This window comes from Catalinimonas locisalis (assembly GCF_038039535.1).
Taxonomy (GTDB): domain Bacteria; phylum Bacteroidota; class Bacteroidia; order Cytophagales; family Cyclobacteriaceae; genus Catalinimonas.
On sequence record NZ_JBBPHP010000001.1, the window covers coordinates 401,790 to 424,519 of the forward strand.

Annotated in this window: 15 protein-coding genes; 10 read left to right on the plus strand and 5 right to left on the minus strand. The window is 45.7% G+C overall.

The genetic code is table 11. The features are described 5' to 3' along the window. Window positions 1-53 precede the first annotated feature (53 nt). From WJR50_RS01765 to WJR50_RS01775, 3 genes are all read right to left on the minus strand, one after another. Window positions 54-443: a response regulator gene (locus tag WJR50_RS01765; RefSeq protein ID WP_341291491.1), complete on the minus strand. Its 390-nt coding sequence runs from the start codon at window positions 441-443 to the stop codon at window positions 54-56. 133 nt (window positions 444-576) lie between these two features. Continuing rightward, window positions 577-2,589, minus strand: coding sequence for a LysM peptidoglycan-binding domain-containing protein (locus WJR50_RS01770; protein ID WP_341291492.1), 2,013 nt, complete (start codon window positions 2,587-2,589; stop codon window positions 577-579). Window positions 2,590-2,592: 3 nt separating this feature from the next. Then, window positions 2,593-3,231, minus strand: coding sequence for an O-methyltransferase (locus tag WJR50_RS01775; protein WP_341291493.1), 639 nt, complete (start codon window positions 3,229-3,231; stop codon window positions 2,593-2,595). A gap of 125 nt (window positions 3,232-3,356) precedes the next feature. Between WJR50_RS01775 and WJR50_RS01780 the strand changes: the two genes are divergently transcribed. The 7 genes from WJR50_RS01780 (at window position 3,357) to WJR50_RS01810 (ending at window position 12,880) form a co-directional block, all read left to right on the plus strand. Continuing rightward, window positions 3,357-3,806 (plus strand): MarR family winged helix-turn-helix transcriptional regulator, encoded by a 450-nt coding sequence (locus WJR50_RS01780; protein WP_341291494.1) that lies wholly within the window; start codon window positions 3,357-3,359, stop codon window positions 3,804-3,806. Continuing rightward, entirely contained in the window at window positions 3,803-6,223 is a 2,421-nt protein-coding gene (locus tag WJR50_RS01785) for a 3-hydroxyacyl-CoA dehydrogenase/enoyl-CoA hydratase family protein (RefSeq protein ID WP_341291495.1), read from the plus strand. The genes WJR50_RS01780 and WJR50_RS01785 overlap by 4 nt, the downstream gene beginning before the upstream one ends. Window positions 6,224-6,347: 124 nt before the next feature. After that, complete coding sequence (locus WJR50_RS01790; RefSeq protein ID WP_341291496.1) at window positions 6,348-6,929, plus strand: Uma2 family endonuclease; 582 nt, start codon at window positions 6,348-6,350, stop codon at window positions 6,927-6,929. 161 nt (window positions 6,930-7,090) lie between these two features. Further along, complete coding sequence (locus WJR50_RS01795) at window positions 7,091-8,044, plus strand: homoserine kinase (RefSeq protein ID WP_341291497.1); 954 nt, start codon at window positions 7,091-7,093, stop codon at window positions 8,042-8,044. A gap of 46 nt (window positions 8,045-8,090) precedes the next feature. After that, on the plus strand, window positions 8,091-9,455 hold the full coding sequence (thrC, locus tag WJR50_RS01800; RefSeq protein WP_341291498.1) for a threonine synthase: 1,365 nt from the start codon (window positions 8,091-8,093) through the stop codon (window positions 9,453-9,455). Between the two features lie 219 nt (window positions 9,456-9,674). Next, window positions 9,675-11,012, plus strand: a complete 1,338-nt coding sequence (locus tag WJR50_RS01805; RefSeq protein WP_341291499.1) for an MBL fold metallo-hydrolase — start codon at window positions 9,675-9,677, stop codon at window positions 11,010-11,012. Window positions 11,013-11,197: 185 nt separating this feature from the next. Continuing rightward, window positions 11,198-12,880, plus strand: a complete 1,683-nt coding sequence (locus tag WJR50_RS01810) for a DUF8614 domain-containing protein (RefSeq protein WP_341291500.1) — start codon at window positions 11,198-11,200, stop codon at window positions 12,878-12,880. Between the two features lie 4 nt (window positions 12,881-12,884). Here the strand turns inward: WJR50_RS01810 and WJR50_RS01815 are convergent, their stop codons facing one another. Together WJR50_RS01815 and WJR50_RS01820 are read right to left on the minus strand one after the other, a co-directional pair. Beyond that, window positions 12,885-13,838: a DNA-methyltransferase gene (locus WJR50_RS01815; protein ID WP_341291501.1), complete on the minus strand. Its 954-nt coding sequence runs from the start codon at window positions 13,836-13,838 to the stop codon at window positions 12,885-12,887. Window positions 13,839-13,865: 27 nt separating this feature from the next. Beyond that, complete coding sequence (locus WJR50_RS01820; RefSeq protein WP_341291502.1) at window positions 13,866-14,546, minus strand: TaqI family restriction endonuclease; 681 nt, start codon at window positions 14,544-14,546, stop codon at window positions 13,866-13,868. 182 nt (window positions 14,547-14,728) lie between these two features. Here WJR50_RS01820 and WJR50_RS01825 point away from each other — a divergent pair, with 182 nt between their 5' ends. The 3 genes from WJR50_RS01825 to WJR50_RS01835 all read left to right on the plus strand — a co-directional run bounded on the left by WJR50_RS01825 (window position 14,729) and on the right by WJR50_RS01835 (window position 22,729). After that, window positions 14,729-17,917 (plus strand): DUF1553 domain-containing protein, encoded by a 3,189-nt coding sequence (locus WJR50_RS01825; protein ID WP_341291503.1) that lies wholly within the window; start codon window positions 14,729-14,731, stop codon window positions 17,915-17,917. 140 nt (window positions 17,918-18,057) lie between these two features. Next, window positions 18,058-19,515, plus strand: a complete 1,458-nt coding sequence (locus tag WJR50_RS01830; RefSeq protein ID WP_341291504.1) for a DUF1501 domain-containing protein — start codon at window positions 18,058-18,060, stop codon at window positions 19,513-19,515. Between the two features lie 16 nt (window positions 19,516-19,531). Beyond that, entirely contained in the window at window positions 19,532-22,729 is a 3,198-nt protein-coding gene (locus WJR50_RS01835) for a DUF1553 domain-containing protein (RefSeq protein ID WP_341291505.1), read from the plus strand. Window position 22,730: the final 1 nt, after the last annotated feature.

Genomic DNA, 22,730 nt, shown 5'->3' on the forward strand with positions numbered 1-22,730 from the left:
CTTTACAAAAGGGAAAAGACTGTAAAATTAAGCACAAGAAAGAGTAAAAGAAATTAAAGTGTTTTAATCTCTTCTAATGCTACCTGCGTGAGAGGCTTGGTAATGTATTTCACTACATGATTGTTGTTGATCAGGCGGTTGATGTCGCGCTGGTTGTCTGAACTGGAGAGAATGACTACTTTACATTTATCACGTACAGTAGCAGGGAAGTTTTCAAATTCGTACAGGAACATAAAGCCATCTACAATGGGCATATTGATGTCCAGAAAAATAAGGTTGGGCAAATGTTCAGGCTGATCCTGATGTTTTTGAAGGTATTCTAAAGCACTCTGCCCGCTGCTTTTGGCAACGACATTACGGGCAAATTGTGTAAGCTCTATGATGCGTTTACTGATAAAGTTATCAGTTTCATTATCATCAATTAGCATTACTAAATCTATCATCACGCTCCTCGGTATAAATTTCCGTTAATGTTCCTGTGGTTTACCCAAATCAAAAGACAAAGATTTAAACTTAAACCAGAAAATAAAAACAGTAGTTGAACGAATCGTCAAGGAGGTAATATTTGGCTAAAAACTACTTCTTTCTCACCTTTAGTTTTTCTCCTACGCTCACGTTAAAGTCCTCTTTTTCATTCCATTCCATCAACTCTTTGATCGTTACATCATACTGACGGGCTACTTTGTACATGGTTTCACCTACTTTAACTTCATGAACAAGGAAACTGTTGCTGTCTTCCGATGATGAAGCCAGTTCCTGCGGCTCTGATTCAGGAGCCTTTAGTAGTAGCTTCTGACCCACTTTGAGGGGAGCATCCCATGAAATGTTATTATAGCTGGTAATTTGCGGAATAGTCAGATCATACTGCCTGGCGATACTGTATAAAGTCTCACCTGCTTTCACAGTATGGTACTCGTTTTCAGTAGTTTTGCTCTGGCTTTCGGTAGATACGGAAGGGACTAAAATCTGCTCCTCTTCCTGAGCAGTAGTTTTGACACTCTCTTTATCAGAAGGAAGGTTTTTGTTGGAAGATGAAACGTTTTCTTCAACTGCTGGCTCAGGTTCAGCAATTACTGGTTCTAATGGTTTTTCTTCCTGCTGACTGTTATCTTCCAGTACCCCCCACTCCTGCTGTTGATTTGCTGAAGAACCGAGTTCCGGCTGATTGTTTGCCTGAGAAGGGGAAGGAGAAACTGGCTTTTGAGTAATGACTTTTTTAGTAGCCTTTGGTTGCTGAGGTTTGGCATTAGGTACATTACGGTACTCTACAGGAATATGCGGAGGACGGATGAAGCGTAACCAAAGTACACGTCCGGGTTTTAGCTCCTCTTCTTCACGCATGCGGTTGTTGCGCATCAGTTTTTTGAGCTTGATGCCAAACCTTTGGGAGACGCTCCACAGGTTTTCTCCCGGCTCTACTACATGATAATGTACCGGAGCTTTATTTCCTTTTCGTTTGGTATAATAAGGTTTCCCCGCAATGACACCGGCTTGCTTAGTGGTTAGGTCATTAAATTTTACCAGCTTTGAAGGTGCCACGCCTGTTTCCCGGCTTAGGGAACGAATGTTATCATCACTATCTGCGATTACGCCAGGAATGTCATTGATCAAAGTTACTTTCTTTCCCCAGCGGCTGCCTTGCTTTACAAGGGGAAAGCGAGCAGTATTATCTACCTCAACGTAACGAGTATCTTCATTGGCTTGCTGACGATCATCAGGACCATAGTCTTCTCTTTCCTGTGAGGGTTTTGTTTGAGCAAGCAGAGGTTGGGCACGTGTAGCGCTATAGTCAGGAACAATTACATAATATTCTTTATCATTGGGAATACGATTTCTTCTTACCCATTTGTTGTAAGGCTCCAGCTCAGCTTCTTCCAGATTGAGCGCTTTAGCCACCTGAGCCAGGGTTTTGCCATTTCCATCATTGTAGGCAAACAGAATCATCTCAGGATTAGGATTTTTTCCTACTGCCTGTTCAAAAGCAAGTTTATGAGCCAGATATTTGATGACATACCAGTGGGTACGGCCATCCAGTTTCATGCGTTTGGCACCGTAATACTTTTTATCAGCGATCTTCAGCGCTCCGCCAGGTCCGGCATAATAAGCCAATAATGCATATAGCCAGTTATCAAAAAATGTATTATTGTTCTTAAAATAGCGGGCTGCTCCCCGAGTAGCAGTGATAATATTCATCCGCTCATCTACCTCATTGTTGATCGTTAGCCCTACCTCACGACCAGTGGGTGCTTTAAATTGCCAGTAACCTACTGCATTGGAAGAAGACACTGCATCGCCTACCAGCGCACTTTCCTGAATTACCAGGTATTTGATATCATCGGGGACGTTCTCTTCACGAAGCACCTGCTCAATAAGGGGAAGGTAGGCATCCACTTTGTCAACTTTTGCATTGAAATACTTTTCGTAGCGGGTTAACGCATCTACATCCGTCTGTATCTTCTTCTGGGCTTCAGGGGTAAGTTCCAACTGAATATCAGCGAAGTATATAACCTTAGGCACTTCTACTTTAAGTTGTGCCTGTAAGCTAAGGCTATAAAAAAGTAATCCGATAAGCAAAATTGTCTTATGCATGCACTATAATTTTCTGGCTACCATCAATCCATCTCGTATCGGAAGAAGAACGTGCTCAACGCGGCGGTCATTATGTACGTAATCATTAAATTCACGAATGGCCTCTCCGTTGGGCTTCAGTTTTTCTTCCTGACTTACCTTTCCACCCCACAACACATTATCAGCTACAATAAATCCGCCTCGCCTAACTTTAGGCATAGCCATATCATAATAGGCTTTGTAGTTCACTTTGTCAGCATCTATGAATACCATGTCATAGGTTTCTTCCAGTGTAGGAATTACTTCCAGCGCATTGCCAATGATGTAGCGGATTTTATGGGCCAATTGAGATTTTGCGATATAGTTTCGGACCATATCCTCCAGTTCCTCATTGATATCAACAGTAGTAACCATGCCGTCTTCAGACAAAGCCTGTGCCATCCAGATGGCGGAGTAGCCGGTAAATGTCCCGATTTCCAGAATATTTTTAGGCCGAATCATATGTACAAACATTGCCAGTACATTGCCCTGCAAGGAACCGGAAATCATCTGTGGCATAAGTACTTTCATACGAGTCTCACGCTCAAGCTCTTGCAGGTATTTGGGGGCAGGGTGACTATGTTGAGACACATACTGCTCTATGTCTTCAGGTAAAAGGTTCATAGCTTTAGATTTTCTTTGCCAATATCTTAGATATAAGTTAATCATTCAATAAGCAATGCATAATTGGCAATTATTTTCAGAATAATTGTTATGCATGCATAATAATTTATGTATATTTGAAGACGATGAAAAAGGAAGAAACAGTAGACTATAACATCAAAACTGCCTGGCATGCAATTTATCGTATGTACAATCAGGAAGCTTTAAAAAGTGATTTCACAACCTCCATTGGCTTTGTATTGTTAAACATTGACTCTAAAGAAGGAACACCTGCTACAAAAATCGCGCCTCTGATTGGGCTGGAATCACGTAGTCTTACGCGCATGCTGAAAAATATGGAGGAGAAAGGTTTCATTGTCAAAAAGCCTGATCCTAATGACCGCCGATCAGTGCGGATTTTTCTCACAGATCTAGGTAAGGAGAAAAAAGAGATCTCCCGGAAAACAGTGCTGGGCTTTAATCATTATGTGAGGGAACAAGTTTCCGAGGATAAGCTGAAAGTATTTTTTGAAGTAATTTCTGTAATCAATCGTATTGTAGAAGAAGACATATATCAAACCGTAACCGAAGAATGAAGAAATTTAATATCAAAAAGGTAGCTGTGTTGGGCTCCGGTATTATGGGTTCACGGATTGCCTGCCACTTTGCAAATATTGGGGTAGAAGTACTCTTGATGGACATTGCCCCAAAAGAACTGACTGAAGAAGAAAAGAAAAAAGGCCTTTCTCTGGAGCATTCGGCAGTCAGAAACAGGATTGTCAATAGCTCTTTTGAGAAGGCAGTGAAATCCAACCCCGCACCACTTTACCATCCTTCTTATGCGCAGCGCGTAAAGCTGGGCAACTTTGAGGAGAACATGAAAGAGATTGCCGACTATGACTGGATCATAGAGGTAGTGGTGGAGAAACTGGATATCAAGAAAAAAGTATTTGAGCAGGTAGAGCAGTATCGCAAGCCCGGAACATTGATTACTTCCAACACATCAGGGATTCCCATCAATCTGATGCTGGATGGTCGTAGTGAGGACTTTCAGAAACATTTTTGTGGGACGCACTTTTTTAATCCTCCTCGCTATCTGCGCCTGCTGGAAATTATTCCTTCACAGAAGACTGATCCTGAGGTTGTGGATTTTCTGATGCACTACGGAGATCTCTATCTCGGTAAAGAAACCGTACTTTGTAAGGACACTCCTGCCTTTATCGCCAACCGTATTGGTGTATACGGTATACTGTCTGCCATGCACACCGTGGAGAAAATGGACCTTACTGTAGGCGAAGTAGATCGCCTGACCGGACCGCTGATTGGCAGGGCCAAATCCGCTACCTTCCGTACTATGGATGTAGTGGGACTGGATACTACCGTTAATGTGGCTAACAATCTGTACCAGGTTTTGAAGCATGATGAGTCAAGAGACACTTTTAAGCTTCCGGGCATCGTCAAAGAATTATATGACAGAAACTGGCTGGGAGATAAAACCGGTCAGGGATACTTCAAGAAGATCAAAGACGAAAAAGGTAAATCAGTCATCCTGGAGCTGGACTTCAAAACCTACGAATATGGTGAAAGGACCAAAGCCAATTTTCCTTCTCTGGAAATGGCTAAGCCTAAGGACGATCTACAGGAAAGATTAAAAATTTTGATCGGAGCGCAGGATAAAGCCGGAGAGTTTTATCGTGCCCATTTTTACGATCTTTTCCGCTACTGTACCTTCCGCATACCCGAAATTGCTGATGAGCTATTCCGTATTGATCAGGCCGTAAGTGCCGGATTTGGCTGGGAAGTAGGACCTTTTGAAACCTGGGATATGCTGGGCGACACCTCGCTGGGTGTGGAAAAGACCGTGGCCAAGATGGAAGAAAATGGCTACAAGCCAGCCCAGTGGGTATATGAGATGCTGGAAAGCGGAGCCAAAAGCTTCTACAAGTCGGAGAATGGCAAGCGTATGTACTACGATATTGACAGCAAAAGCTATAAAGTAGTACCCGGTACTGATGATTTCATCTTGCTGGATACCTTGCGCGAAAATAAGGTGCTGTGGAGCAGCGATGGCGCCAGTATTCTGGACCTGGGAGATGGCGTATTAAATGTAGAGTTCCATACCAAGATGAATACTCTAGGCAATGATCCTGTTGAGGCCATCAATCGTGCAATTGATATGGCGGAAAAAGATTATACCGGAGTAGTCATTGGTAATGAAGGACAAAATTTCTCTGCCGGAGCCAATCTGGCGATGCTTTTCATGTATGCCATTGAGCAGGAGTTTGACGAAATAGAAATGATGATTCGTCAGTTTCAGAATACCATGATGCGGGCGCGCTACTCTTCTGTTCCGGTGGTGGTAGCACCGCACGGACTTTCTCTAGGAGGCGGCTGCGAGCTTACGATGCATGCCGACCAGGTAGTTGCCGCAGCGGAGACCTATATCGGACTGGTGGAAGTAGGGGTAGGCTTAATCCCTGCCGGAGGTGGTACCAAGGAGTTGACGCTGCGAGTTTCCGATAGTCTGGAAGCAGGAGATATAGAATTCAACACCTTACAAAATGCTTTTATGAATATCGCTACCGCTAAGGTGGCTACTTCGGCCAGAGAAGCTTTTGACATGCATATTCTTCGTGATCGTGATATTGTCACCATGAACAAAAACCGCCTCATCGCTGACGCCAAAGAGGCAGTACTTGTATTGGCGGAGCAAGGCTATTCTCAGCCTACCCACCGTAAGGATATCAAAGTGCAGGGGAAACCAGGCATTGCCCTCTTCCTCGCAGGTATCTACGGCATGCATCAGGGGCATTACATCTCTGATCATGACAAAAAGATTGCTGAGAAAATTGCTTATGTCATGTGTGGAGGTGAGCTGTCTTATCCTCAGCTGGTATCAGAGCAATACCTGCTGGATATGGAAAGGGAAGCTTTTTTGTCTCTTACCGGAGAAAAGAAAACATTAGAGCGCATTCAGTCATTACTACAGGGAGGAAAGCCTTTAAGAAATTGATTAAAGTTGAATAGAGCGATTGTAAGTCAAACCGGCTTCTGTATTACGGAGGTCGGTTTTCTTTTTGCTAAGCCTAAATTATCCTGCTTCGGGTAAATTTCGTATGTTTAAGAAAAGTGTCATTATGGAAACACAAGCCACAGAAACACTTACAGAAGTACACAAACTAAAATATACGGCTGGAGATATCGAGAAGCTTTATAAAGCAGGTATCCTACATGAGGATGATCGTATAGAATTAGTAGAAGGTGAAATCTTTTATATGAGTCCCATTAACTTCCCCCATGCCCAATGTGTGAATAAGCTAACCGATATATTTAATCAGCAGCTGAGAGATACACATTTTGTAAATGCACAGAATCCGTTAAGACTTGACCACCAAAGTATTGTACAGCCAGATTTAGCAATTTTTGAAAGAGGAGCTTTCTTCTCACTCACCGATCATCCTACTTCCAATATGGTAAAGCTGTTGATTGAAGTAGCCAACAGCAGTTACCAGGCAGACCGCAAAATTAAATTGCCCAAATATGCTGAGGGAGGAATTACTGAAGTCTGGATTGTCAATCTTCAGGAGCATGCCATTGAAGTTTTTACCCAACCCAGAGATAAACAATATCTCAGTCAGCAGACATATCTGAGTGATCAGTCAGTGCCTACCCCTTTTCAGTTTTCTATTGCAGTGCAGGATATCTTGCCGAGTAATTAGTTATTTGCTATAGTTCTCAGTCTAAAGCCTTTCCCTTTTCTCTCACCATTAATATTTTGGGATAATTCACTATTTTTGCAACTTGCTTCGCGAAAGGGTGAAGGAAAGCAGGTAATTTGTTGATCTGCCGTGCGCTCACCCGCTAAATATTTACGCATTCATTGGAAAAAAGTATACGCGTATTTGCCCCCGCTACGGTAGCCAATGTAGCTTGTGGCTTTGATATTATGGGTTTTGCCATAGAGCAGCCCGGTGATGAAGTGGTTATGCGACTGACCGATAAGCGAGGAGTAGTAGAAATAGAAAAAATTATTGGTGATGAAGGTAAGCTACCTTTAGATGCGGATAAAAATACAGTGAGTCTGGTAGTGCAGCAACTGCTTCGTGATGTCAACTCAAAGTATGGAGTGAGCATAACGCTTTATAAGAATATGCCTTTGGGGAGTGGTTTGGGTTCCAGTGCGGCCAGTGCGGTGGCAGGGCTATATGCTGTAAATGAGTTGCTTCTCCGATATGAGCCCAGCAAGGCTATCAAAGAAAGGAAGCATTTGATACCTTATGCCATGGAAGGGGAAAGGCTAGCCTCTGGATCAGCGCATGCCGATAATGTGGCGCCTGCGCTGATGGGTGGATTTGTATTGATAAGGAGCTATGAGCCTTTGGATGTGATTACCATACCTACACCCCTCTCACTTTGGGTTACAGTTATTCATCCGCAAGTGGAGATACAGACCCGGGATGCCCGCAGCATACTGCGTAAACAAATTTCTCTCAAAGACGCGATCGTGCAGTGGGGTAATACTGCCGGACTGGTAGCAGGCCTGTGGCAATGTGATTATGAACTAATCGGCCGCTCAATGCAGGATGTGATTGTAGAACCTATCCGCTCCATCCTGATTCCCGGCTTTGACAGTGTGAAGCTCAGTGCCATGAAGGCAGGAGCTTTGGGTTGTGGTATTTCTGGCTCAGGACCATCAGTTTTTGCGTTGAGTAGAGACGAACTGACAGCCACAGAAGTAGGAAGAAAAATGCAGAATGCCTTTGGTATGTTAAATATTGACAGCGAGGTTTATGTTTCACCTATCAATAGAAATGGTCCCCGCGTTGTTGAATAGTCGCTCTTTCAATTTTTCAATCTTCAATTTCAATCTGTAATTTCCCATGCAATTATATAGTACCAACGATCCTAAGAGAGCCAATAAAGTAAGTTTTCAGGAAGCATTGTTTCGGAGCATGCCCGCCGATAAAGGCTTATACATGCCAGAATATTTTCCCCGCCTGAAAGATAGCTTTTTTGAGAATATAGAGAATCTTACTTTTCAGGAGATCGCTTTTGAAGTAGCCGATGCTTTGCTGAATGAAGAAATTCCGGCAGTGAAGCTGAGAGAGATCATAGACGAGGCTATCAACTTTTCTGCACCGCTCGCTAAGCTGGATGAGCAGTTTTATGTATTAGAACTTTTTCATGGCCCAACGCTTGCCTTCAAAGATTTTGGCGCTCGCTTCATGGCACGCACCATGTCCTGGTTTTTGCAGGAGAGTCCTTCTGAGAGAGAAATCCATATACTGGTAGCTACTTCCGGAGATACCGGAGGAGCAGTAGCACAGGGCTTTTTGAATGTACCGGGCATCAAAGTTACGCTGCTTTATCCCAAAGGAAAAGTAAGTGAGCTACAGGAGAAGCAGCTTACTACCGTTGGGAATAATGTAGAAGCGCTGGAAGTAGAAGGTACGTTTGATGATTGTCAGCGCATGGTGAAGGAAGCCTTTCTGGACAAAGATTTACGGGCGCACCTTCAATTGTCTTCTGCCAATTCCATCAATATCAGCCGCCTTATTCCTCAGTCTTTTTACTACTTCAATGCTTACGCTCAGCTTAAGCGACAGCTATCATTCAATCCGGAACAGAAAATAGTCTTTTCCGTGCCCAGCGGTAATTTTGGCAACCTTTGCGGAGGACTGATTGCCAAACGTTTGGGTTTACCTATTCACCAGATTATTGCTTCTACTAACGTAAATGATATTGTACCCAAGTACCTGGATAGTGGTAAGTTTGAGCCTAAGCCGTCCTTACAAACTTTATCCAATGCGATGGACGTTGGGAATCCAAGCAACTTTGCCCGTCTCAAAGCTTTTTACCAGCATTTGCCAGAAATGGCAGATGCAGCGCTTTTATTGGCGATTCAGGATGATATCATCGGAAAACGCTATACCGATGCGCAAACCCGCAAAGCCATCAAAGAAGTGTATGACAAATATTATGGCTACACAATGTGTCCGCATACTGCAGTGGGCTATCTGGGATTACAGGACTATTTTACTGAGGTAGGTAAAGATGAAAATATGTATGGCGTGATACTGGCTACGGCGCATCCTGCCAAGTTTATTGATACGGTAGAAGCAACGATAGGCGAAAAAGTGAAGATGCCGGAAAGTTTATCGGCAATCATGCAGTCAGAAAAAAATGCTATGTTGATTCCTGCCGATTTTCAGGCATTGAAAGATCATCTGCTTCAGCAAGGCTAACATAAGTTCCCCCTTCAATAGTATTCCATTTTTAAGCCTGGCATATCCGTGTCAGGCTTTTTTAATGTCCTTGGATTTACCTGCAAAACTATCCGTTTGGGTTTGCCCTTATTAAAGAGGAGGGATTTTTAAAAGTAAAAAATAACATTTACACATGAACATATATTCATATGTTGCGTAAGTGTAAGTAAACGATTTTTAAACATTAAAATTGAAACCATGAAGGTAGAGCAATTTTTTGACGAAGGCTTGGCTCATGCGTCTTATGCGATCATCAGTGAAGGAAAAGCTGCTTTGATAGATCCAGCCAGAGATACCAAACCCTATCTAAAATATGCCGAAGAAAATAATGCGAAAATAGTGGCTGTTTTTGAGACACATCCTCATGCGGACTTCGTGAGTAGCCATCGGGAGCTTCATGATAAACTGGGGGCAATTATTTATATCAATGCCGATATGGGAGCAGACTACCCGCATCAGGTGCTGGAAGATGGAGAAGAAGTAAAAATTGGAGGAGCCACAGTGAAAGCACTCTATTCACCGGGACACTCACCCGACCACAGTGCGTATCTGGTGATGGATGAATCTGGTAAGCCTCATTCAGTCTATACTGGAGATTCTCTGTTCGTGGGTGATGTAGGCCGACCTGATCTGAGGGAAGGTGCCGGTAAGACCAAAGCGCAAAGAAAAGAGCTGGCCAGTAAAATGTTTCATACCATCCATGAGGTATACAAGCCGCTGGATGATGATATATTGGTGTATCCGGCTCATGGAGCAGGCTCACTTTGCGGAAAAAATATGAGCTCCGAACGTTACAGCACCATCGGTAAAGAAAAAGAAAGAAACTGGGCGTTTAAAGTAAAAGAGGAAGCAGAATTTGTAAAAGCTCTGTTGGAAGATCAGCCCTTTGTACCCTATTATTTCCCTTATGATGTAGAAGTGAATCGCAAAGGAGCAAAACCTCTGGAAGAAAGTATTCAAGCTATCCCCCGACTGCAAGCATCAGACACATTAGAAAAAAATGTACTGGTGATAGATACGCGTCCGCAGAAACAGTTTAAGCAAAGCCATGTGGAAGGAGCCTTCAATATTATGAACGGAGAAAAATTTGAGACCTGGCTGGGCTCACTCGTAAAGCCGGAAGAACCTTATTATCTGATCGCTGAGAACGAAAAAGAATTGGATGAAGTGATTCGTAAAGCTGCTAAGATTGGCTACGAAAATTATATCAAGGGAGCATTGATTTCCCATCAATCAATGGATACACAAAGTCCTAAGTTTGATCTGGATCACTTTAAATCCCATCCTGATCAATATAATGTAGTGGATTTGCGGAGTCCCAGCGAAGGTGAAAACCTATTTGAAGGTGCGCGGCGTATTCCTCTGAATGAGTTGCGGGAAAAAGCCCAGGAAGTAAAAACAGATAAGCCTATCGTAGTACACTGTGCGGGAGGATATCGCTCAGCGGCAGGGAGTAGCATACTGGAAAGTGCTCTGGATGCAAAAGTATATGACCTGAGCGAAGCAGTAGATGAGTTTATGTCTCAGGAAGCTTAGTCAGATTGTTAAATTAGATAATTGAAAGGCCTTCACCCTATGTGGAGGTTTTTTTGTTTTGAACACTTGAGTAGAATGTTTTCTTACTTGAAAAGCACCCAACTTTCTGCGTATCTTATTCATCCAATATCAGGAAAGTTAAAAAAGTAACATTTTTTTATTAGCCATTAATAAATGTCCAAGATATGAAGAACTCCTATTCTCACTTAGCATCATTTTTTTTAGTTCTTTCCCTTTTTTATGCCTGCAGCCCTCAGCCCTCAGAAGAGGAAGCTACCTCTACAGATGCCCTGGCTACAGACAGCATTGCAATAGAAGAAAGGTTAAACAAATACACTACAGTAAGGCTTGACCCCGATATGAGTCAGTTGTCCGCCAATCAGCAGGAGCTTGTGGCTCTGCTCATAGAGGCTGCCCATCTGATGGACGATATGTTTTGGTATGAGGCCTACGGCAAAAAAGACAGCTTACTACAGGTAGTCAATGATGTGGAGACAGAAAAATTTATCAACATCAATTACGGTCCCTGGGATCGGCTGGCCAATAATGAGCCTTTTGTGGAAGGTGTAGGACCTAAACCGGCGGGGGCAAATTTCTATCCGGCAGACATGAGTAAGGAAGAATTTGAGCAGGCAAATCTTCCTGGTAAAACCAGCCTCTACACTTTCATCCGCAGAAATGAAGCTGGTGAACTGACCGCCATTCCTTATCATGTAGCTTTTGAGGAGCAGGTAGTACAGGCCGCAGAACTACTTAAGGAAGCGGCTGCTCTGGCTGAGAACGAGGACTTCAAAAACTATCTGAACCTCCGGGCAGAGGCATTACTCACCGATGATTATCAAGCCAGTGATCTGGCCTGGATGGATATGAAAGATAATGACATTGATGTAGTCATTGGCCCGATAGAAACCTACGAAGACCAGCTTTTTGGCTATAAAGCAGCCCACGAAGCTTATGTACTTTTGAAAGATCAGGAGTGGAGTGGGCGCCTGGAAAAATATGCTGCTTTCCTGCCTGAACTACAATCCAACCTTCCGGTAGAAGCAAAATATAAGCAGGAGCAACCGGGTAGCGATGCTGACCTCGGAGCTTACGATGTGGTCTACTATGCCGGCGACTGCAATGCGGGGAGTAAAACCATTGCTATCAACCTGCCCAATGATGAAGAAGTACAATTACAAAAAGGTACCCGACGACTGCAACTCAAGAACGCGATGCGTGCCAAATATGATGAAATTCTCGTGCCCATTTCGGAACTTTTGATTGCAGAAGATCAGCGGCAGTACATTACGTTTGATGCTTTCTTTGCCAATACTATGTTTCATGAAGTGGCTCACGGTCTGGGTATCAAGAATACCATCAATGATAAAGGCACAGTAAGGGAAGCACTGAGGGAGCATGCCTCAGCCCTGGAAGAAGGAAAAGCAGATGTGTTAGGTTTGTATATGGTTACCCAACTTCTGGAACAGGGAGAACTGGAAGGCGATTTAAAAGACTATTATACCACTTTCCTGGCCAGTATTTTTCGTAGCGTACGCTTCGGTGCCAGCAGCGCCCATGGCGTGGCTAATATGATTCGTTTCAATTACTTTCAGGAGAAAGGGGCATTTGTTCGGGATGAAGAAACAGGAACCTATCGGGTCAACTACGAGCAGATGCGGCAGGCGATGAACGACCTTTCCAGCGAGATTCTGGTATATCAGGGTGAAGGCGACTACGAAGGCGTAGCAGCTTTGGTTGAGGCAAAAGGGGCTATCACTGATCAGCTACAGGCAGACTTAGACAGATTAGCTGAGCAAAATATTGCGGTAGATGTAGTCTTTGAGCAGGGGAGAGAAGTGCTGGGCCTGAGTGCTTCTGTAGAATAGCCATTCAAAGCTGCAACCTTCGCTCCGCCACTTCAAAGTATTCCTGCTGAGTTTCGTAGCCTACAAAATTCCGTTTAAGCTGCTGGCAGGCTACTCCTGTACTTCCGCTGCCCATAAAGGGGTCCAGTACCTGCTGGCCTTCAAAGCTGACCAGCTTCACCAGGTGTTGCATCAGATGCACAGGCTTAAGGGTGGGGTGCTTATTATACTCTTCGGCCTGCTGACGTACTTTCGGAATCAGGAAGAACTTATCGTAGCCATCTTCCCAGGCCTCGGTGCGGATGATATTAGCCGCTACCCTGCCTTTGGGATGGGGGTTATGTCCTACTTTTCCTTCTTCTCCTTCTTCAAAAGGGATACGGGTATCTTCCAGATTGAGCGCTCCGGTGCCATAGCGTAAAATATTATTAGCTACATTTCCGGCAGCCAGGGGTTTTTGGATAAGGATGATAGGCTCATAGGCGGGCTTAATACCTAGCCCTGCTCCATGATATTTTTTCCCTTCATCTGAAACAGGTTGGCAGCGAGCTCTCTTGCCGTTAAGCGTATAAGTTTCGGCGCCACCTTTTTTATAGCCCTGTATGTATTGATAATGCCCGTTGACTTCACTCTCCACACCCAGCGAGCGATCAATGGACAGACCTACATTTCGGCTTTTTGGCATGCCGTTGAGATAAGCCCAGAAGAGTACATCTTTGATCAGAAAACCACTATCCTCTATCGCTACCATGATACGGTGCATGAGACGAACAGAGGAAAAAACCAGCCCAAAAGCACCGGGCTTAAGCACACGAAGGCAGTCTGACCAGATTTGCGGATCAGGTAGTTTCTGGTCCCAGGCATGTGTCTGATAGCCTATACCGTAGGGAGGGTCAGTGACTAAGGCATCCGTACTTTCTTCAGGGAGGGGAGAGAGTCCGTAGCAACTTTTATGATAAAGGGTATAAGGCTGGCTCATGCAGGTTTAGCAATTTCAGAGGCCAAGTTAATAAATACTCTTGTATATAAAACCCTGCTCATTCACTCCCTTTACACTAAACCTGAGCAAATTATCCGAATATATTTCCTGCTGAAGATAGCGCAGGTAAGCAGGAGTGTATACCCCAAATCCATTGGGAAGGTAATACAAAGAGTTGATTCTATCATTTTTTAGTGAATAAGGCAGGTCTACATGAATTCCCTCTGCGCTTTCTACCTGCTTATAAGCCGACTTGTATTTGCGGTAGTGCCATGCCCTTTGCGTATCCACAAAAATATGGATATGGTAATAGCTTTCCTGATGTGTAATGCTAAAATCTACCCCTTTCTGATCCAGTTCAATGCTTCGGTGTACATTTTCGTTTCCAAAAACGGCCTGAGCGCCCAAGAAAGCCTGATACTCGGTAAGTATGCCGCATTGGGTTCTGTACAACCTCGCCCGCAGGCCTCTCAAAAGCTCCTGCTCATTTAATGTGGAAAATCTGTCTTTAAGTAAAGCCTGGTGTTTCTTCCAATAAAAGTCAAAGAATGCATCAAAATTCAGCCATCGGTTTTGCACGAAGAAAAGCTTGTTCAGCAGCTTACTGGGATTGAGCGCTCCCTTCAGATCAGCTTCAAAACTTTTGATCTGAGCCAAATGAGGGTTCAGTTGTAGAGAACAGAGAAATTCAAGATAGGCCTTCAGCATATACTCCTAAGGTTGGTTACAGAAGGGAATAAAGTCTTTGTAGTTTTCTGATGCATAAGGTAGTAGACAGTAATACTATTTTGATCAAATGATTGCATCTTTTGCCTTTTACCGGGTACTTCCATGCAAGAATGCTGACAATTTCTTAACTTATCTTATTAGAATAGGTAAGAAACTGTCTTATGAAGAACTTATGCTTTCTGTGCACTTTTTTGTTGCTGGCTGCCTGTGAGCCTGCACAAGTACAGTTTGCACCTGAACTGGAAGCACGCCTGCCCGAGCAGGTAGATTTCAATTTTCACATCAAACCTATCCTTTCTGACCGCTGCTTTGCCTGCCACGGACCGGACGAAAATGCCCGTGAAGCTGATCTGCGGCTGGACCTGGAAGAAAGCGCCTTTGCAGCCATAGGTGAGGAGCAGGATCATTATGCGCTGGTAAAAGGAGATGTGGATGAAAGTGAGGTTTACCACCGCATTACATCTACTGACCCCGAAACCATGATGCCGCCCCCCGAATCCAATTTGCAGCTAAGCGAGTATGAAATAGCTTTGCTTACCCGCTGGATAGAGCAGGGAGCTGAATATAAACCCCAGTGGTCCTTCATCAAAGCCGAAAAACCGGAAGTTCCGCAGCTAGCTGAAAGCGATTTAGCTAAGAATGAAATTGATCATTTTATCCTGAAGCGGCTGGAAAGAGAAAAGCTGGTGCTCAGCTCAGAAGCCAGCAAAGAAGCCCTGATCCGTAGGCTGAGTTTTGACCTGACCGGCTTACCACCCACCCCGGAAGAGGTGGATACCTTTGTCAAAGACAATTCTCCTGATGCCTACGAAAAAGTAGTAGACCGCCTGCTGGCTTCGCCCCACTATGGCGAGCGTATGGCTGCCAAATGGATGGAAATCTCCCGCTATGCCGATACCCACGGCTATCAGGATGATCAGTTTCGTTATATGTGGCCCTGGCGCGACTGGGTGATCAAAGCTTATAATGAAAACCTGCCCTATGATAAGTTTGTGGAATGGCAGATCGCCGGAGATATGTTGCCCAAAGCTACCTCAGAGCAGATCCTGGCCACAGGGTTTAATCGTAACCATGTACAGAATGTGGAAGGGGGCATCATTGAAGAAGAATACCGGGTAGAAAATGTGGCTGACCGCACCAATACTTTGGGTAAAGCTTTTCTGGGACTGACGCTGGAATGCGCCCGCTGCCACGATCATAAGTATGACCCAGTGTCGCAGGAAGAATATTACCAGATGTTCGCTTTCTTCAACAATGTGGACGAAGTAGGCAGGATTCCCCGTGATGGGGGCGAAGCTCCTGGTCCCACACTTTTGCTTACCGATGAGGAGAATGAAAAGCAACTGGCCTTTCTTCAGGAAAAAATTGCCGAGCAGGAAGTAAAGATGGAGGAGATTCAGCAGCAGGAACAGCCAGCTTTTGAGCAATGGTTGTCAAAAAATAAGGATCATCAGCTACTGAAGCAGAAAACTACTCTGGGACTGGAAGCGCATTTTCCTATGGGCAAAGCTTCCCACGAAAAACTTCAGGAACTGGATGAAACAGAAGGTAAGTTTGACAAAGCCACTTTATTCAACGGTACAGATGGAGCAGGCCTGGACCTCAAAAGTTTTGAAAGGTCAGATCCCTTTACGCTAAGCTTTTGGATAAAGCCACCTGAGGTAAAGGACTATGCCGGGGTGTTTTCCTATTCCAGTGGCTATTATGGCGGCTATCGTGGCTATGAAGTACTATTGGTGGAAGGCAAGCTGGAATTCCGCCTTTCCCATGAGTTTCCTTACAATGCCCTACAGGTGGAGACTCAACAGCCTTTCATCCCGCATCAGTGGCAGCATATAGCCATCACTTACGATGGTTCCAGCCGGGCAAAAGGCATCCGCCTGTATATGAATGGAGAAGCTGCTCCACTGGAAATCAAAAGAGACAATCTGTACCAGACAGCCATTCCTCTTAACTCCCAGTTTGGCAATAGTCGCTACCTGCGCCTGGGTACCCGCGAGAATGAGAAAGGTTTTGCCGGGGGAGCATTGGACGAACTCATGGTTTTCAACCGTGAATTAAGTTCGTTAGAAGTATTACAGCTCAGCGACCAGCAGGAAAAACTGGAGCAGCTATTAGCCAAAGTCCCTGATCAATTGTCCTCCCAGGACAAGAAGGCTTTGGAAAGCTATTATTTTTCTGTCTACAACTCTAATTATCAGAGTGCTTTAAAAGCGTTGCAGAAGCTTCGGCTGGCTGAAAATGATACGCTTACAACTGTGCCCGAAATCATGGTGATGGGTGAACGTGCTGAGCCTCGCCAGACTTATCTGCTGGAGAGAGGGGCCTACGATGCGCATGGAAAAGAGGTTAGCCCCGGTATACCGGAACAGGTATCTGACTTTTCTGAGAACTTACCGCCCAATCGTCTGGGGTTGGCCCAATGGCTTATCCATCCCGATAATCCGCTCACTGCCCGAGTGGCAGTCAACCGCCTGTGGCAGCAGTTTTTTGGTAAAGGCATTGTTGGTACATTGGATGACTTTGGTAGTCAGGGAGACCTGCCTACCCATCCTGCCCTGCTGGACTGGCTGGCAGTATCTTTTGTGGAATCAGGCTGGGATACCAAAGCTCTACAGAAAAAGATCGTTATGTCGGCTACCTACCGGCAGACTTCTATGGCTTCGGAAGAGCTGTTAAGACAAGACCCTCAAAATCTGCTGCTGGCCCATGGGCCTAAGCGTCGCCTGCCCGCCGAGATGATACGCGATAATGCACTGGCTGCCAGCGGACTGCTGGTCAGGAAGATAGGTGGTCCCAGTGTCAAACCTTATCAGCCGCCGGGCCTGTGGAGAGAAAAAGCTTCTGTTGTGGGAGAACGAGAATATAAAGCCGGAGAAGGCGATGATCTCTACCGGCGTAGTTTATATACCTATTGGCGACGCACCATACCCCCTCCTTCCATGCTCACTTTTGATGCCGATGCCCGCAATGTGTGTACGGTGGAGCGGCAGGTAACCAGTACGCCTTTACAGGCTTTGATCCTGCTCAATGATCCGCAGTATGTGGAAGCTTCCCGGATATTAGCAGAGCGAATGCAGAAGGAAGAGAAAGATAACCTGGAAGCACAACTAAATTATGGCTTCCGTCTGCTTACCGGCAGAGAGATACTGGAACCGGAATTGGAAATATTTGAAGCAATGTATGCAGATGAACTTGAAAAATATACGGCTGAGCCCCAGCATGCCAGAGATTTACTCAGCGTAGGAGAATACCCTTGGGATCAGCAACTGGATTTATCCAAAACTGCGGCCCTGGCAGTGGTAGCCAATGCGATGATGAATCATGATGAGTTTTATACACTGAGATAGTATTATAGTTCTTAGTGTTATGGTGTTATTGTTTTTTTAACTAAACCCACAATAACACCATCGCACCCTAACACTATAGCACTATTTTTCAGAGCATAAATGGAGAGAATTTAATAAGCTTATTTATAGAATAAGAAGTAATGTCAGAATACAACGATATAGAAAAATCCCTCGCCTACCAGATGAACCGGCGTCACTTTCTGTCTAAGACTAGTCTGGGCTTGGGAGCAGCGGCTTTATCTTCCTTGCTAGGTCCTTCCACAGCCTGGGCAAATACTCCGGATAAGGGCATTTTGGGTAAGCCGCATTTTGCGCCAAAAGCCAAGCGGATAATCTATCTCTTTATGAGCGGCGGCCCTTCTCAGCTGGATATGTTTGACTACAAGCCCAAACTACGGGAGATGAACGGTGAAGATCTGCCCGAATCGGTGCGGCAGGGGCAGCGCCTCACTGGTATGACGGCTAACCAACAATCTTTTCCCTTGGCAGGAGCACAGTTTGCTTTTGAAAGACACGGTAAGAGCGGCATGTGGGCCAGCGAGCTTGTGCCCCATACTGCCAAAGTGGTAGATGAACTGTGCTTCATAAAGTCCATGCATACCGAAGCCATTAACCACGACCCGGCAGTAACTTTCTTTCAGACCGGCTCGCAGCAGCCCGGTCGGCCCAGCATGGGCGCCTGGCTGAGTTATGGGCTGGGCAGCGACAATGAGAACCTACCGGGCTTTATCGTCATGCTTTCCCGCAACCGGGATGGTGGGCAGCCCCTCTATTCACGCCTTTGGGGCAGCGGATTCTTGCCTTCCCTGCATCAGGGGGTACAGTTCCGCTCCGGCAAAGACCCGGTGCTTTACCTGAACAATCCTCCCGGTGTCAGCGGCACGGATCGCAGACGAGTGCTGGATTATTTACAAAAGATTTATCAGCAGCAGTATACCCGTATCCAGGACCCGGAGATCAATACCAAGATTGCCCAGTACGAAATGGCTTATCGCATGCAGACTTCCGTACCGGAGGTGATGGACGTATCCGGGGAGCCTGAGTATATTTATGATATGTACGGACCGGATGTCCGTAAGCCTGGCACCTTTGCTGCCAACTGCCTGCTGGCAAGACGTCTGGTAGAACGGGATGTGAAATTCATTCAACTTTATCATATGGGTTGGGATCAGCATGGGAATCTTCCTAACGATATTCAGGGGCAATGCAAGGCAACAGATCAGGCTTCCGCAGCACTGGTCATGGACCTCAAACAGAGAGGGCTTTTGGAAGATACACTGGTGGTGTGGGGAGGAGAATTTGGACGAACTAACTACTCTCAGGGCAAGCTTACTAAAACCAATTACGGACGTGACCATCACCCCCGTTGCTTTACCGTTTGGATGGCCGGAGCAGGAGTGAAAAAGGGCTTTTCCTATGGAGAAACAGACGAATTCGGTTATAATGTGGCCAGCAATCCAGTGCATGTGCACGATTTTCAGGCTACATTGTTACATCTATTGGGAGTAGACCATGAACGTCTTACCTTTAAGCATCAGGGAAGGCGTTTCCGCCTGACCGACGTTCATGGTCATGTAGTGAATGATATTTTGAGCTAAGTATGTATTATTGAAGATGAATCAGCAACAACCTATTTATATTTTCCTACTAGCATGCCTGCTAAGCTGGCTGTTTACTGCCTGTGAGCAACAGTCGACAGATACAGCAGTGGTAAACAAAAAAGTACCGGCAGAAGTAGATTTTAACCTGCATGTCAAACCTATTCTATCCGACCGCTGCTTTGCCTGCCATGGGCCGGATAACAACAAACGAGAGGCTGATCTGCGCCTGGATACCGAAGAAGGAGCATTAGGTGCTCTGAAAGAAAGTGAAGGCCATGCCTTCGTGGCAGGCAAACCCAAGCAAAGTGTGGCCTATCAGCGCATCACTTCTACCGATCCCGACATGCTTATGCCACCTCTGGAATCTAACCTGAAGCTGAGTGAATACGAAATCAAGGTCATAGAAAAGTGGATTAAGCAGGGAACAGAGTGGAAAGATCACTGGGCTTTCATCAAGCCGGAGCGAGCTGACTTGCCTGAAGTAAAACAGCAGGACTGGGTACAAAACCCTATTGATCAATTTGTGCTGGCCAAACTGGAAAACGAAGGTATGGAGCCTGCCCCACCTGCCAGCAAAGAAAAACTGCTCCGTCGTGTTACTTTTGACCTGACAGGTTTGCCACCTACAGTAGAAGAGATAGAGGGCTTTCTGAAAGATGATTCTCCCGATGCTTATGAAAAAGTAGTGGACCGCCTGCTGGCTTCTGAACATTTTGGAGAGCGTATGGCCCCTGTCTGGCTGGATCTTTCCCGCTATGCTGATTCGCATGGCTATCAGGATGACCGCCCCCGTACCATGTGGCCATGGCGTGACTGGGTGATTGAGGCTTTTAACCAGAACCTGCCTTACGATAAATTCATCACCTGGCAATTGGCGGGTGACTTACTTCCTGAGGCCACTTATGAGCAGAAACTGGCTACTGGTTTCAATCGTAACCATGCCATTACCCAGGAAGGAGGGGTGATAGAAGAAGAATACCTTACCGAATACGCTGCTGATCGTACCAATACTTTTTCTACCGCTTTCCTCGGCCTTACCGTAGAATGTGCCCGCTGCCACGACCATAAATATGACCCAATCTCCCAGAAAGAGTACTACCAGCTTTTTGCCTTCTTCAACAATGTACCCGAAAAAGGACAGATCAGCTACCTGGATCAGGCACCTGATCCGGCCATACGGGTAGAGGATGCTGAACTGGAAGCCAAAAAAGCGTATGTAGATTCTACCATCCTGGCCTTGGAAAGTCAGCTGGAGCAATTGCAAAAGCAGCCAGACAACAACTTTCGCAACTGGTTGACCAACGCCTCTCCCGAAGCAGATACTGAAAGCGAGCAGCTAGCCTATTTCAAGCTGGATGTGATGGAAGCTCAGCAGTTTAGAGGAGATTATTCAGACTTACCGGGCCTGATGAATGTAGCTTTGCCCAAGAAAATTGAACTTCCGAAGCATATGGAAGGAAAATATGGCAAAGCCTTACAGTTCAACGGAGCCAACTTCCTTACGCTGGGTGATATCGCAGATTTTGATCATCACGACCACTTTTCACTGGGTAGCTGGATCAAACATAGTAACGCCCATGATCGCCGGGCAGGCATCCTCAGTCGTCGTAATGGCGAGATTTCCCGCCAGGGCTATGACCTCACCCTTACCAAAGACAATAAACTCAGCCTGCGATTGATTCACCACGAAGGGCAGGATTACCTGGATGTGGAAACAAGAACAGCAATACCTGCCGGACAGTGGACCCATGTATTTGCTACCTATAATGGTTCTGGCAAAGCGGAGGGGATAAGGCTTTACATCAATGGTAAAGTTCAGCCAGTAAAGGTGAACTTTGATAAGCTGGGAAGGCAATCCATCCTCAATGGAAATGACTTTCTGGTGGGCAACTGGTACAGCCGCAATGTGGCTACCGATACCTACGGCTTTACCGGCGGGAGTATAGATGAGGTCAGGGTGTATCACCGCACCCTTACGCCCCTGGAAGTACAGCAAGTGGCCGAAGTGCAGCCTCCCCCACAGGAAGAAGCGCTTTACGCCCACTATCTGCAAAGACAAAATCAGGATTTCCAGCGCATTACCCGTAGGCTGGACAGCCTGCGTCAACTGGATGTCAGCATCCCCAATGTGATGATTATGGCAGAAAGAGAAGAACGTAAGCCAGCATATCTCTTAGCCCGTGGTGCCTATGATGCGCCTACCGAGGAAGTAGAAAGAGCCACGCCCGAAGCTGTATTAACATTTGATGAAAAATATCCGCGTAGCCGCCTGGGGCTGGCCCAGTGGCTCATTGACGAAGATAATCCACTTACTACGCGAGTGGCGGTCAACCGTTTCTGGCAGATGTACTTCGGTAAAGGCATCGTCCGTACGCCTGAAGATTTTGGTAATCAGGGGGAACTGCCTACCCATCCGGCCTTGCTGGACTGGCTGGCGGTAGAGTTCAGAGAATCGGGCTGGGATATCAAAGCTTTGCAGAAGCTGATCGTGATGTCGGCGACCTATCAGCAGTCGGCACGCATTACCAAAAAGAAGCAGCAAAGAGATCCTGATAATCTTCTGCTGGCCCGTGGTCCTAATGTACGTTTAACCGCCGAGATGTTTCGGGATAATGCCTTAGCAGTGAGTGGCTTGCTTTACGACAGTCTGGGCGGTAAATGGGTAAAGCCCTATCAACCTGATGACATCTGGAAAGCGATGGCTAACCAGATTGGTGAAAATAAATACCGCGCCAGCAAAGGACCGGGCTTGTACCGCCGCAGCCTGTATACCTACTGGAAACGGACCATTCCACCGCCTACTATGGTGATGTTTGATGCGCCGGAGCGTACCCTTTGTGTGGCCAAACGACAAAGCACCAGCACGCCTTTACAGTCATTAGCATTGCTTAATGATCCGCAGTTTGTAGAAGCAGCCCGTAAACTGGCAGAGCGTATGCTGGACGAAGGAGGCATGACAGTAGAGCAGCAGATCACTTTTGGTTTCCGTGCGGTAACTTCCCGCCAGCCTAAAAACGAAGAACTGGCCCTGCTGACCGAGCTTTACCAAAACAAGCTGGAGTATTACCAGCAGTCACCTGAAGAGGCAGAAAGTTTGCTCAAGGTAGGGGCCTCTGCCTACGATAGCCGCAGGGAAAAAGTACAGATTGCTGCACTGGCAGTAGTCGCTAATACATTGTTTAATCTGGACGAAGCCAAGTTCAGAAGCTAAA

Coding starts and splice junctions, on each gene's coding strand:
- WJR50_RS01765 (WP_341291491.1), bottom strand. CDS start 443: ATGATAGATTTAGTAATGCTAATTGATGATAATGAAACTGATAACTTT.
- WJR50_RS01770 (WP_341291492.1), bottom strand. CDS start 2,589: ATGCATAAGACAATTTTGCTTATCGGATTACTTTTTTATAGCCTTAGC.
- WJR50_RS01775 (WP_341291493.1), bottom strand. CDS start 3,231: ATGAACCTTTTACCTGAAGACATAGAGCAGTATGTGTCTCAACATAGT.
- WJR50_RS01780 (WP_341291494.1), top strand. CDS start 3,357: ATGAAAAAGGAAGAAACAGTAGACTATAACATCAAAACTGCCTGGCAT.
- WJR50_RS01785 (WP_341291495.1), top strand. CDS start 3,803: ATGAAGAAATTTAATATCAAAAAGGTAGCTGTGTTGGGCTCCGGTATT.
- WJR50_RS01790 (WP_341291496.1), top strand. CDS start 6,348: ATGGAAACACAAGCCACAGAAACACTTACAGAAGTACACAAACTAAAA.
- thrC (WP_341291498.1), top strand. CDS start 8,091: ATGCAATTATATAGTACCAACGATCCTAAGAGAGCCAATAAAGTAAGT.
- WJR50_RS01805 (WP_341291499.1), top strand. CDS start 9,675: ATGAAGGTAGAGCAATTTTTTGACGAAGGCTTGGCTCATGCGTCTTAT.
- WJR50_RS01810 (WP_341291500.1), top strand. CDS start 11,198: ATGAAGAACTCCTATTCTCACTTAGCATCATTTTTTTTAGTTCTTTCC.
- WJR50_RS01815 (WP_341291501.1), bottom strand. CDS start 13,838: ATGAGCCAGCCTTATACCCTTTATCATAAAAGTTGCTACGGACTCTCT.
- WJR50_RS01820 (WP_341291502.1), bottom strand. CDS start 14,546: ATGCTGAAGGCCTATCTTGAATTTCTCTGTTCTCTACAACTGAACCCT.
- WJR50_RS01825 (WP_341291503.1), top strand. CDS start 14,729: ATGAAGAACTTATGCTTTCTGTGCACTTTTTTGTTGCTGGCTGCCTGT.
- WJR50_RS01830 (WP_341291504.1), top strand. CDS start 18,058: ATGTCAGAATACAACGATATAGAAAAATCCCTCGCCTACCAGATGAAC.
- WJR50_RS01835 (WP_341291505.1), top strand. CDS start 19,532: ATGAATCAGCAACAACCTATTTATATTTTCCTACTAGCATGCCTGCTA.